The organism is Devosia sp. T2-14, assembly GCF_055397495.1.
Window position 1 is genome coordinate 800,001 of sequence record NZ_AP027921.1, and the last position, 12,565, is coordinate 812,565.

The 12,565-nt window shown below is 63.9% G+C and carries 8 protein-coding genes and 1 pseudogene (1 of these 9 running past the window's edge); 1 reads left to right on the forward strand and 8 read right to left on the reverse strand.

Annotation, left to right across the window (positions count from 1 at the left end; genetic code table 11):
• Positions 1–1,044, forward strand: the 3' portion of a protein-coding gene (locus ACZ5WT_RS03890) for a M23 family metallopeptidase (RefSeq protein WP_464286073.1). Its footprint begins 927 nt before the window's first position; the window shows 1,044 of its 1,971 coding nt (coding positions 928–1,971); the start codon falls outside the window, past its left edge; its stop codon occupies positions 1,042–1,044.
• A gap of 2 nt (positions 1,045–1,046) precedes the next feature.
• On the opposite strand, the gene ACZ5WT_RS03895 is transcribed toward ACZ5WT_RS03890, so the two are convergent.
• The 8 genes and pseudogenes from ACZ5WT_RS03895 to ptsP all read right to left on the reverse strand — a co-directional run bounded on the left by ACZ5WT_RS03895 (position 1,047) and on the right by ptsP (position 12,510).
• Entirely contained in the window at positions 1,047–2,519 is a 1,473-nt protein-coding gene (locus tag ACZ5WT_RS03895) for an MFS transporter (RefSeq protein WP_464286074.1), read from the reverse strand.
• A 42-nt stretch (positions 2,520–2,561) separates the two neighbouring features.
• Entirely contained in the window at positions 2,562–2,900 is a 339-nt protein-coding gene (locus ACZ5WT_RS03900; protein WP_464286075.1) for a VOC family protein, read from the reverse strand.
• A 115-nt stretch (positions 2,901–3,015) separates the two neighbouring features.
• Positions 3,016–5,631: an ATP-dependent chaperone ClpB gene (gene clpB / locus ACZ5WT_RS03905; protein ID WP_464286076.1), complete on the reverse strand. Its 2,616-nt coding sequence runs from the start codon at positions 5,629–5,631 to the stop codon at positions 3,016–3,018.
• 147 nt (positions 5,632–5,778) lie between these two features.
• The gene (locus ACZ5WT_RS03910; RefSeq protein WP_464286077.1) at positions 5,779–6,921 is read right to left on the reverse strand and encodes a glycosyltransferase family 87 protein; all 1,143 of its coding nucleotides are present in this window, start codon (positions 6,919–6,921) and stop codon (positions 5,779–5,781) included.
• Between the two features lie 136 nt (positions 6,922–7,057).
• Positions 7,058–7,798: a DUF4167 domain-containing protein gene (locus tag ACZ5WT_RS03915; RefSeq protein ID WP_464286078.1), complete on the reverse strand. Its 741-nt coding sequence runs from the start codon at positions 7,796–7,798 to the stop codon at positions 7,058–7,060.
• Positions 7,799–8,136: 338 nt separating this feature from the next.
• A complete protein-coding gene (gene prmC, locus ACZ5WT_RS03920) occupies positions 8,137–8,955 on the reverse strand; it encodes a peptide chain release factor N(5)-glutamine methyltransferase (protein ID WP_464286079.1) in 819 nt (272 codons plus the stop codon).
• Positions 8,956–8,999: 44 nt separating this feature from the next.
• Positions 9,000–10,076 (reverse strand): peptide chain release factor 1, encoded by a 1,077-nt coding sequence (gene prfA, locus ACZ5WT_RS03925; protein ID WP_464286080.1) that lies wholly within the window; start codon positions 10,074–10,076, stop codon positions 9,000–9,002.
• A 167-nt stretch (positions 10,077–10,243) separates the two neighbouring features.
• A pseudogene (gene ptsP / locus ACZ5WT_RS03930) lies at positions 10,244–12,510 on the reverse strand (phosphoenolpyruvate--protein phosphotransferase).
• Positions 12,511–12,565 lie beyond the last annotated feature (55 nt).

The window sequence follows — 12,565 nt, forward strand, 5'->3', positions numbered from 1 at the left end:
CAGAACGTCTTCCCATCGACGGAACTGCCGGAAGGGGCGCGCCTGCGCATTCTGTTCGGGCCCTCGCGCACCTCCAATACGCTCGTGCCCTATCGCATGAGCATCTATCTGCATGACAATGGCAGCAATCTCGACGTGCATCGCGCCACGGTCGCCTTGACCGACAAGGGGCAATATGTGCTGGGCCTGGCGCCCGCCGAGATCACCTTCCCCGAGGAAGACACCGAAGAGGTCAACGTCGCCAACCTGCCGAGCATCTACCGCTCGATTTGGGAAACCGGCCGCAAGCACGATCTCGACGACGAGACGATCGAGCGGATCATCGGCATGTTTGCCTATGACGTCGACATGACCAAGAAGATCGCCGCCGGCGACACGATCGAGCTGCTGCAAAGCGCGCCCGACACCGAAGGGCGCACCGAGCTGCTCTATGTCGGCCTCAAGTTGGGCAGCACCACGCGCCAGCTCTACCGCTTTGCCACCGATGACGGGGTGATCGACTTCTATGATCCCGATGGCGAAACGGGCAAACGCTTCCTGACGCGCCGCCCGCTTGAGGGCGGCGGCACGCTGCGCTCGCGCTTCGGCTATCGCATCCACCCGATTTTCAAGACGCGCAAGCTGCATACCGGCGTCGACCTGGCAGCGCGCAGTGGCACCCCGATCTACGCGGCGGGCGACGGCGTGATCCAGTATTACAAATGGCAGTCCGGCTACGGCAACAAGGTCGAGATCCAGCATGTGAACGGCTATGAGACGGCCTATGGACACATGTCGCGCTTTGCCGATGGGCTGGGCGTTGGCAGCCATGTGCGCCAGGGCCAGGTGGTGGGCTATGTCGGCTCCACCGGCCAGTCGACCGGCCCGCACCTGCATTTCGAGATCAAGATCAATGGCAACCTCGTCGATCCGCTGAGCGTCAAGCTTCCCAAGGACAGCGTGCTGCCGCAGAATTACGAAGTCGCCTTTCAGCAGACGATTTCGCAGATCAACGATCTGATGACGCGCGATCCGGCCCCCGTGACGGTGGCCCAGGCCCAATAGGCCTAGCCGCTTTTGCGCTCGAGGGTCAGCCAGGCGACAATGGCCGACACGACGCTGAGGGCCGCGGTGATATAGGCAATCGTGGCGAAGGCGGCGTCGGTCGCCGCCAGCCTCATGGCGTCTTCTTCCGCGCTCAACCCGCTGGCCGGCAGGCCGAAAAAGATTGGCCTTTCGGCGGACGAACCCAGCGATCGCTCGAACACGAAGGCCACCACCGCCCCGAGCAGCGCCACCGCCAGCAGGCCCGCCACGCGCGCCACCGCATTGTTGACGCCCGAGGCGACGCCGGTATCGCTGTCATCGAGCGATGTCATCACCGCGGTCGACAGCGGCGAAACCACCAGCCCCATGCCGAGCCCAAGCAGGCCGATCGACGGCAGCACGGCAAACCACACATTGTGCAGCGGCGCGGTCACTCCAAGCATGGTGAAGGCCAGCGCCACGATCAACGAGCCCAGCGCAATCAACGGAGCAGGCCCGAACCGGTCGGCCCATTTTCCGCTGAAGGAGGAGAGGGCCGTCAGGATGACGCCGAGCGGCAACAGGGCGAAGGAGACCGTTGCCGGGGTTTCACCCCAGCCGCCGATCATGGTCATCGGCAGGAAGAACATGATGCCGGCCAGCGCGAAATAGAGCGCGAAAGTCAGCCCGTTGGCCCCCGCGAAACTGACATTGGCAAACAGGCGCAGCGGCAGCATGGGCGTCGGCGTGCGCCGCTCCCACACTAGGAACAGCACGGCGAGAATAAGGCCCAAACCGCAATAGATCACGGTATGGGAGATCATCGGCGTGCTGGCGCTGCCATCACCCGTCACTCCATAGGCGATCAGCAATAGCGCCAGCGTCGCCAGCACGGCCCCGACCACATCGAGTTTGCGCCCCGCCTCGGGGCGATCGGGCGCGACGCGGAACCACAGCATGGCCAGCGCCGCAAGTCCCAGCGGCAGGTTGATGGCAAAGACCAGCCGCCAGCTCCAGTCACCCAGAGCCGTCAGCAGGAAGCCGCCAATAATCGGCCCGGCAATGGTGGTGAGCGAAGACGCGGCGGCCCACGTGCCGATGGCCTTGCCGCGCTCCTCGCGCGGATAGGCCTTGGCGATCATGGCCAGGCTCCCCGGCACCATGAAGGCAGCCCCCGCTCCCTGCACGACGCGCGCAATGATGAGCACCAGCGGGTTTGGTGAAATGGCGCAGATCATCGATGCGCCGACGAAGACAGCGATGCCAATGCCGAACATCTTGCGCAGCCCAAAGCTGTCGCCCGCGGCGCCACCCAGCAGGATCAGCGCCGACAGCAGCAGCAGATAGCCATTATTGACCCACTGCGCCTCTGCCAGCGTCGCTCCGAGATCGGCGCGGATGGCCGGGATGGCGATGGAGATCACCGAGCCGTCGATAAAGCCCATCCCGGAGGCGAGAATAGCCGCCATCAATACAAAGCGTCGGCTCTGCGGGGCGGCTATGTCGGTGCTCATGCCAGGTCCGGTGTAAGGGGAACGGGGTTAGGTTTTGGGAGCTTATTCCCGCGCGATCCAGACCGCCAACTCATTTCCGCCGGGCTCGCGGAAGTGAAAGCGCCGGCCGCCGGGAAAATCAAACTGGGCCCGGGTAATGGTGCCGCCGGCGGCGCGCACGCGCTGCTCGGCTGCGTCGAGATCGTCGGTCCGCACGATCGCCATCGTCGCGGCGACCTTGCCCTCGGCCTGATCGACGCCGCCATCGATGCCGGCCTGTTCCAGCCCGTCGTAGTCGGGACCATAACTGGTAATGCCCCAGCCAAATGCCGTCTGGAAAAACGCGCTCGTTGCGGCGCGATCGCGCGAAGGGAACTCCAGATAATCTATCTTGTCGGCCATGGCATTGCTCCTAAGTTCTCTGTTTGTTCTAGAATGGATTTGAGCGGAGAGCAATGCCGGTTCGCGCGCCTGCCACGAAAAAAGGGGCCGGTCTTTGCGACCGGCCCCCTTGATCTTATTCGGCGGCGTCGGCGGCCAGGTCCGTGCCGGAGCGCAGCACGATGCCGTCGTCATCGGCATCTACCACCACGCGGCTGCCATCGCTGATCCGTCCGGCCAGGATTTCCTCGGCCAGTCCATCCTGGACCGAGCGCTGGATCACCCGCTTTAGCGGACGCGCGCCATAGGCCGGATCATAGCCCTCATTGCCCAGCCATTCGCGGGCCTTGGGCGTCAGCTCCAGGGTGATGTCGCGATCCCGCAGCAGGTTGGTCAGCCGCTTGAACTGGATATCGACAATCGCACCCATATGCTCGCGGCCCAGCCGGTGGAACAGCAGGATCTCGTCGATACGGTTGAGAAATTCCGGGCGGAACGCCGACTTGACCATATCAAGCACCTTGCCGCGCACCAGCTCGACCGACTCCCCGTCCTTGAGCTCGACCAGATACTCGGCGCCCAGGTTGGAGGTGAGGATGATCACCGTATTGCGGAAGTCGACCGTGCGGCCCTGCCCGTCCGTCAGGCGGCCATCATCGAGCACCTGCAGCAGCACGTTGAACACATCCGGATGGGCCTTCTCGATCTCGTCGAACAGCACGACCTGATAGGGCCGCCGCCGCACGGCTTCGGTGAGCACACCGCCTTCATCGTAGCCGACATAGCCCGGAGGCGCGCCGATCAGCCGGGCGACTGAGTGCTTTTCCATAAACTCGCTCATGTCCAGACGCACCATTGCGGTCTCGTCATCGAACAGGAACTGCGCCAGCGACTTGGTCAGCTCGGTCTTGCCCACGCCGGTTGGCCCGAGGAACATGAACGAGCCGATTGGCCGGTTGGGATCCTGCAGACCCGCCCGCGAACGCCGCACAGCCTTTGCCACGGCGGCCACCGCCTCGGACTGCCCGATGACGCGCGCGCCGATCGAGTCTTCCATATGCAGCAGCTTCTCGCGCTCGCCTTCCAGCATGCGGTCGACGGGAATGCCGGTCCAGCGGCTGACCACTGCGGCTATGTCGCTCGGGGTCACCACTTCGGCGGCCATCACCGCATCGGCCTTACCGTCGGCATTGGCGCCTTCGGCGGCCTTGATGCGCTTTTCAAGATCGGGGATGACGCCATAGGCCAGCTCGCCGGCCTTGGCCAGGTCACCCTGGCGCTGCGCGATTTCGAGCTGCGAGCGTGCCGTGTCCAGCTCTTCCTTGAGCTTCTGGCTGCCCTGCAGGCGTTCCTTTTCGGCAAGCCACTTGGCGCTGAGCCCCTGGGCCTGCTCTTCCAGATCCGCCAGTTCGGTTTCCAGACGGCCGAGCCGGGTCTTGGAGCCCTCGTCATCTTCCTTGCGCAAGGCTTCGCGCTCGATCTTGAGCTGCATGATGCGGCGATCAAGTTCATCAAGAGCTTCAGGCTTGCTGTCGACGGCCATGCGCAGCCGCGCCGCCGCTTCGTCCATCAGGTCGATGGCCTTGTCGGGCAGGAACCGGTCGGTGATGTAGCGGTTGGACAGCGTCGCCGCACTCACCAGCGCCGAATCCGAAATGCGGATGCCGTGGTGCAGCTCGTACTTTTCCTTGAGCCCGCGCAGGATCGAGATGGTGTCTTCCACCGTCGGCTCGTCGACAAATACCGGCTGGAAGCGACGGGCCAGCGCCGGGTCCTTCTCGACATGCTTGCGGTATTCATCCAGCGTGGTCGCGCCAACGCAGTGCAGTTCGCCGCGCGCCAAAGCGGGCTTGAGCAGGTTGGAGGCGTCCATCGCCCCGTCCGCCTTGCCGGCGCCAACCAGCGTGTGCATTTCGTCGATGAACAGGATGATCTTGCCTTCGGCAGCGGTCACCTCCGAGAGCACGGCCTTGAGCCGCTCCTCGAACTCGCCGCGATATTTCGCGCCGGCAATCAAGGCGCCCATATCGAGCGAGAGCAGGCTCTTGTTCTTGAGGCTCTCCGGAACGTCGCCATTGACGATGCGGATGGCCAGCCCCTCGGCGATGGCGGTCTTGCCCACGCCGGGTTCGCCGATCAGCACCGGGTTGTTCTTGGTGCGGCGGCTGAGCACCTGGATGGTGCGACGGATTTCCTCGTCGCGCCCGATCACCGGGTCGAGCCGACCTTCGCGCACGTCGGCGGTCAGGTCGCGCGCATATTTCTTGAGCGCGTCGTAGCTGTTTTCGGCCGTCGCCGAGTCGGCGCTGCGCCCTTTGCGAATGGCTTCGATGGCGCCGTTCAGCGCCTGCGGCGTCACCCCGGCCGAAGACAGGATCTTGCCGGCATCGGTGTCCTTCTCGACCACCAGCGCCAAAAGCAGCCGCTCGACGGTGACATAGGAGTCGCCCGCCTTTTGCGCTGCCGATTCAGCGGTGTCGAATACCCGCGCCAGTTCGCGGCTCAGATAGAGCTGCGATCCGTCGCCGGAAACCGATGGAATTTTGGTAAGGGCGGCCTCGACGGCGGCCCGTGCGGCCTTCGGATCCCCTCCGGCTCGCTCGATCAACCCATTGGCCATGCCCTGATCGTCATCAAGCAGAACCTTCAGCAGGTGGATCGGCGCGAACTGCTGGTGCCCCTTGCCCAGCGCGGTCGTCTGCGCGCTCTGAATGAAGCCCCGAGCACGTTCGGTGTACTTCTCGATATTCATGCAACTCTCCTTGTCTCGCCCGTCGCCAAGCCCATCAAGGCGCCTGAACACACGTCGGAAGCGTCGAATGATGAAACGCCTGCCCGGCAGCGCTGCTCCATCACGAAGAGATATATGGGGGCAGTTTCGGCGATGAAAAGGGCGGCGCTACAGCATCACGATCAACGGCAGGATCAGTAACGGCGAAATCGGCAGGCCAATCGCATTCAGCCCCAGAACCAAAATCGGAACGATGTAGGCAACGACGACGAGCGGCTCCCGGTATTGTACCCGCGTTCCGTCAGCCCGCACCTGCCGCAACGCCAGCAACGCCCCACAAGTCAGCAAGTTGAGATCGTAATTGTGGATGTAGGGCGTGAGCAACACCGTCCCGACAAGCACCAGCCCGGCACGGCGCGTTGCATCCTTGACCCTGACGAGTCGCCAAAGCAGCACTATACCCACCACTACGGCCCATCCGGCATGGATCAGCAGGGCAAGTTCGGGATCAGCAAGGGCAATCCGCATCGACATGAATACCGAGGGGATCATCCGCATGAATGGCCCGGTGCCGTGCCGTTCCAACGTGCTGAGCGTTGCCAATGTGTCGTGCAGATAGTCGACCCAGAGCGACGGAGACCAGACCAGCAGCGACAGCGCCACCACCCCGACCACGAAAAGCCCGGTGAAAACGATATCGCGCCAACGCCGCTGCAGCAGCCAGTATAGCGGCAACAATATGCCCAGTTGGGGCTTGATCGTCAGGACGCCTGCCGCCAGCGGCGCCAGGAGACCGCGTCGCGCCGGTGCCAGACATAGCAGCAGCAGCCCGGCGGCAAAATTGCCGGTCTGCCCATTGTCGATGCACAACTGCGTTGCGGGCGATACCAGAATGACCAGCGTTTCGAACTGGCTGAAGCCAAAATGGCGCGCCCCGAAATAGAGCATGCCAAGTCCCATGACCGTCCACAGCACGAGGGCAGGATAGTAGTCGAGGAGCCCGAAGGGCGCCGCTAGGAATAGCGAATAGGGCGGGTAGACCCACAGCCGCAGCCCGATGCCCAATCCGGCCATCGACTCCTGATAGGCTTGCAACGCCGCCGACCGGTAGATCTCGTCGACACGTTGCTCGAGCAGCAGCCTTCCCGCCGACCAGAGATTGATAAAGTCGCCGCCAACGACCCGTCCATCGGGATAGGCGATGCCTTCGATGCCGATCAATTGGGGGAAGCGCAGCGCGACTGCCGCCATGCAGAAAGCTGCAGCAACAGTCAGCATCCATGCATAAACGCGTTTGTCCTGATCTGGCATTTCACCCCCACTCAAATGCGAACGGAAGCTACTGGCCCGGCGTTAATTTGGCTTTAGGGCGCTGCGCCGCACGGCCTGCTCAGCAAACGAAAAGGCCGGGCATCGCTGCCCGGCCTTTTTGATTTTCTGGTCGCTGCTACTCCGCAGCGCTGGATGTACCGGCGGTGAGGAAGGCCGGCAGTTCGCCGACATCGGGCTGATCGGCGCCAGCCAGGTCGCCTTCGGCGACACGGCGGCGGCGCGGGCGGCGCTCACGCGGCTTGCGGGCCTCGCCTTCGGCAGCGGCTTCAGCCGGAGCTTCGGCGGGCGCCTCGGACACGGCGGCTTCGGCGGCAGCAGGCTGGGCCTGCTCGATAGCAACCGGTTGCTGCACTTCGCCTTCGGGGCGGAAGCGTTCCCGGCCACGCTGGCGATCGCGACGGTCGCCGCGCTGCGGGCGCTCGCCTTCGCCACGCTGTTCGTTCTGCTGCTGGCGCGGCTGTTCGCCTTCGCCCTGCTCGTCGCCTTCAGCCTGCACGAACTGCTGCTGGGGCGGCTGCGGCGAGGCGAAACGCGAGTTCATGTCGGGCATGTCGTCGTCGAAATCGTCGTCGCCCTGACCTTCCGGCCGCTGGCCGTTCTGGGCCTGCTGCGCGCTGGAAACGATGCGGAAATAGTGTTCGGCGTGCTGGAGATAATTCTCCGCCATCACCGAATCCCCGCTCGACTGCGCATCGCGCGCCAGCTGAAGGTATTTTTCGGCGATATGGGCCGCGTTGCCGCGCACCTTCACATCCGGACCGTTGCTCTCAAAATTACGGGACAACGGGTTGACGTGCTTGCGTCCGCCGTTCCGGCTGCGCTGCCGGTTCTTGTTATTCTGGTTGTTGGGTCTCATCTGGTCGCTTTATCTAACTCTAGAAAATTAAGCGTCACACTGCTGGCGGACTGGCACACTGCCTAGTCTGGCCAATCCCGGAGCGAAGCTCTTGCGCTTCTCACACCGGCTCTACCTGGCTTCATGAAGACCGAAACCGTCAGACAGCGATCCGAACCTATCCTGCGTCGCTCCCGCCCTTGCAGGAACCGCGCTGCCTTGGCAGCCAATGGAATTGTCGGGTGTCTAGTCGCCGTGGCGCTCATGAAGCACCGTTGACAGCAAAATCAAACTATATCGTTCGAGGCGACTTTGCCAGCATTAATTGCAGGCGGCGCCTCGCTTGCCCCTTCATATCGCTAGATGTGGTGCGCCAGAACCACACGGTCAAGACCGTTTAGATCACGGTGCACACTTACCGCCTCGAACCCGGCTTCGAGAAAGAGCGCGCTCACCGCTGCCCCCTGATCATAGCCGATCTCGACCAGAACCCGCCCGTTGAGCTTGAGCCACTGGTCGGCCTCTGCCGCGATCAGGCGATAGGGCGCGAGCCCGTCGGGTCCGCCATCGAGCGCCAGGCGCGGATCAAAATCGCGCACTTCGGCCGATAGCGTCTCGACCACAGCCGAAGCGATATAGGGCGGATTTGAGACGATGAGGTCGAACAACAATCCGTCATCGGACCGGCCGGCCAACGCCGCGAACCAGTTACTCTGCACAAGCTCAAGCCGTCCATCGACCCCATGGCGCACCGCATTGTCCCGCGCCGCCTGCAGCGCCAGCTCGCTCAGATCCACCGCCACGGCCGTGGCATCGGATTGGTTTGCGAGAATGGCGATGGGAATGCAGCCGGTGCCCGTCCCGAGGTCGAGCAGATGTCCACCCACCGGCAACGCACCCAGGGCCATCTCGACCAGCAATTCGGTCTCGGGCCGCGGCTCGAGCGTTGCCTCGTTGAGCCCGAAGGCCAGCCCGTAGAATTCGCGCTCTCCGATGATGCGGGCCACCGATTCCCCACTCATGCGGCGCTGGATCAGTGCCGCAACCCGCGCCGCGCCCCCCCCATCGACGGGGCGGTGCTCCTGCGTCGCCAGTTCCAGCGCGCCAAGCCCCAGCCCGTGTCCGGTCAGCAATTTTGCATCGAGCGCCGCGCTGTCAAATCCGAGCCGCGCCAGCACGTCGCGCCAGCCGCGCCACAGCGCGCCAATGGTTGGCGTGTCGGTCAGTTGACCGTCTCCATCGCGGCCAGTTGCTCGGCTTGGCTGGTGGTGATCAGCGCCTCGATCAGTTCATCCAGCGCTTCGCCGGTCATGACCTTGTCGAGCTTGTAGAGCGTCAGGTTGATGCGATGGTCGGTCACCCGGCCCTGCGGGAAATTGTAGGTGCGGATGCGCTCGGAGCGATCGCCCGACCCCACCTGCCCCTTGCGCTCGGCCGAGCGGGCGCTGTCGCGCTCTTCGCGCTGCAGTTCATAGAGCCGCGAGCGCAGCACGATCATCGCCTGCGCGCGGTTCTGGTGCTGGCTCTTCATCGCCGAGGTCACCACCAGCCCGGTGGGCAGGTGGGTAATGCGCACCGCCGAGTCGGTGGTGTTGACGTGCTGGCCGCCCGCGCCCGAAGCGCGCATCGTATCGATGCGGATATCCTCGTTGCGGATTTCGATGTCGATGTCTTCCACCTCCGGCAGCACCGCCACGGTGGCCGCCGAGGTATGGATGCGCCCCTGCGTTTCGGTCGCCGGCACGCGCTGCACGCGATGCACGCCCGATTCAAACTTCATGCGGGCATAAACGCCCTTGCCCGAAACGTTGACGATGATTTCCTTGAAGCCCCCCATTTCGCCGGGGCTTTCTTCCATCACCGTCACCCTCCAGCCGTGGTTGGCGGCGTAGCGCTCATACATGCGGAACAGGTCGCCTGCGAACAGCGCAGCTTCGTCGCCCCCGGTACCACCGCGGATTTCAAGGATAATGGACTTCTCGTCCGCTTCATCCTTGGGCAGCAGCAGCACGCGGATCGACTGGAACAGGGCCTCGATCTTCTCGTCCAGCTCGGCGATCTCGGCCTCGGCCATTTCCGCGAGGTCCTTGTCGCCGCTTTTCAGCAGTTCCTCGGCTTCGGCCCGATCGCTCAGGGCCTTCTTGTAGGCGCGGATTTCACCGACGACCGGCGCCAGTTCGGCATGCTCGCGCGAAAACTTGACGAATTCGTCCGGCCCGGCTCCGCCCGACAGCGCCGCTTCGACATATTGGAAGCGGACTTCGAGTGCGTCGAGCTTGTCCTGGGGGAGAGATGCCATTCTACCGTCCTATAGAAACCACCGGGTCATTCCGGCGGAGGCCGGAATCCATGCGCGGGACAGTCCCGGCTCTGGATGGTGCGGATGGTTCACAACATGGATCCCGGCCGGAACCGGGATAACGTGGTGCGTTTAATGCGTGCAGCGCCACACCGCAAGCGCCTGCCTTACACCGGCAGGTTCTGCTTTTCGATCCATTCCTGCAACAGCGCACGAATGGAAACGCCATCCGCGCCCTCGCTCAGCGCTGCCCCGACCGCCGCCTGGATCGGCTGCAGATCGAGATTGAGCACCAGCTCCTTGATCGGCCCGATCGACGCCGGGCCCATCGACAGGCGCGTCATGCCTACCGCCATCAGCGCCAGCGCTTCGAGCGGCTTGCCGGCCAGCTCACCGCACATGGTGATCGGCACATTGTAGCGCTTTGCGGCATCGACCACGAGTCGGATGGCGCGCAGGCGCGGCATGCCGATCGGATCATACTGCTTGGCGACGCGCGGATTGGCGCGGTCCGAGGCCGTCAGGAACTGCACGAGGTCATTGCTGCCGATAGAGACGAAATCGGCCTCAGGCAGCAGCTGGTCGAGTTCGAACAGCAGCGAGGGCACTTCCACCATCACGCCCAGTTCGAGCTTGGATGGCAGCGGCTTGCCCTGGCGGCGCAGCCGTTCGACTTCCTTGTCCACGACCTTGCGCGTCTCGGTGAACTCGAAGGTCTCCGTGACCATGGGCACGAGGATCTTGAGCGGGCGCCCATTGGCCGCCAGCAGCAGCGCCCGGATCTGGGTGCGCAGCAGGCCGGGCCGCTCGAGTCCCAGCCGGATTGAGCGGAACCCCATGGCGGGGTTCTCCTCCGTCATCGAACGCTGATAGGGCAGCACCTTGTCGCCGCCGATATCGAGCAGGCGGAACACGATGGGGCGATCCCCGACAATGCTCATCGCCTCGGTATAGAGTTCCTGCTGCTCGCTCAGCTTAGGGAGCTTGCTGGCAATCATGAACTGCAATTCGGTGCGGAACAGCCCGACGCCGGAAGCGCCGGTATCCTCGAGCATCGGCAGGTCGGCGACGAGCCCCGAATTGTGCAGCAGCGTGATCGCCGTGCCGTCCTTGGTGACGCTGGGCTTGTCGCGCAGCGCGGCATAATGGGCACGGCGCTTGGCCGTTACCCGCACCTTGTCGACATAGGTCTGGACGATATCGGGCGTCGGGCGGACATGCACGATGCCGGCATTGCCATCGATGATGATGTCATCGCCGCTTTCGCTCATCGAGACGATCGACTGCGCCTGCCCCACCGCCACCATGCCCAGCGACCGGGCGACGATGGCGACGTGCGCCGTGGCCCCGCCCTCTTCGAGCACGATGCCGCGCACCTTGGTGCGATCATATTCCAGCAGTTCGGCCGGGCCCATATTGCGCGCCACAAGAATGGCGTTGTCGGGCAATTCCTCATGCCCGAGCGTCTGGCCATTGCCGGTCAGCATGCGCAGCAGGCGATTGGCCAGGTCATCGAGATCGTGCAGGCGGTCGCGAATATAGGGATCGGTCTGGCGCAGCATGCGGGCGCGGGTGTCGTTCTGCACCCGCTCGACCGCCGCCTCGGCAGAGAGGCCGTTCTCGATGGCTTCCGTCAGCCGGTTCACCAGCCGCGGTCATTGGCGAACATGCGGTAGGTTTCGAGGATTTCGCGGTGATCGGAGGTCGACTGCATGTCGCCATGGTCGAGCATCACGTCGATCGAGACGCGCATCTTTTCCAGCGCTGCCTCGAGCCGCACCTTTTCGGCGTCGGTATCCTCGGCGATGAAGTTGGAAACCACCACGCGCGGGTCGTGCAGCACGACCTTGCCCAGCGCGATGCCATCAGTGAAGCCTACGCCGGAATACATACGGGGACGCCTGAGATCGATATCGGACCCCGGCTTGATGAGATTGTCAAAATCGGAGGTGGCGATCATTTCGGCCAGGATTGTGGCCGTAGTCAGCATCGCCTCGGTTTCATCCTCGCCAAAATGGCGGCGTTCGGCATTCTGCACCACGAGCACGCCCAGCGTCTGGCCGGCCCGCAGCACAGGCACCCCAAGAAAGGCGTTGTAACGCTCCTCGCCGGTCTCCGGGCGATAGGCAAAGGCGGGATGGCTGGGGGCGTCTTCCAGGCTGAGCGGCTCGGCTTCGGCGGCGATCAGGCCAACCAGCCCTTCGCCCAACCGCAGCGTGGTCATATGCACCGACTCGGCGGCAAGGCCTTTGGTCGCGAACAGTTCGAGTGCGCCGTCGTCGCGCAGCACATAGAACGAGCAAACATCGGCCCGCATATTGTCGGCGATCAGGCCCACGATCTTGTCGAGCCGATCCTGCGAAGCCAGCGGCTCCGCCATCGTCTCGCGCAGCTGCCGCAGCAGCACCCGTGGGCCGCCTATGGACGTGACCATGACCTCATTTGACGACCCGCAGAGCCGCCCCCCTTGACTGGACGCGGCTCCATTC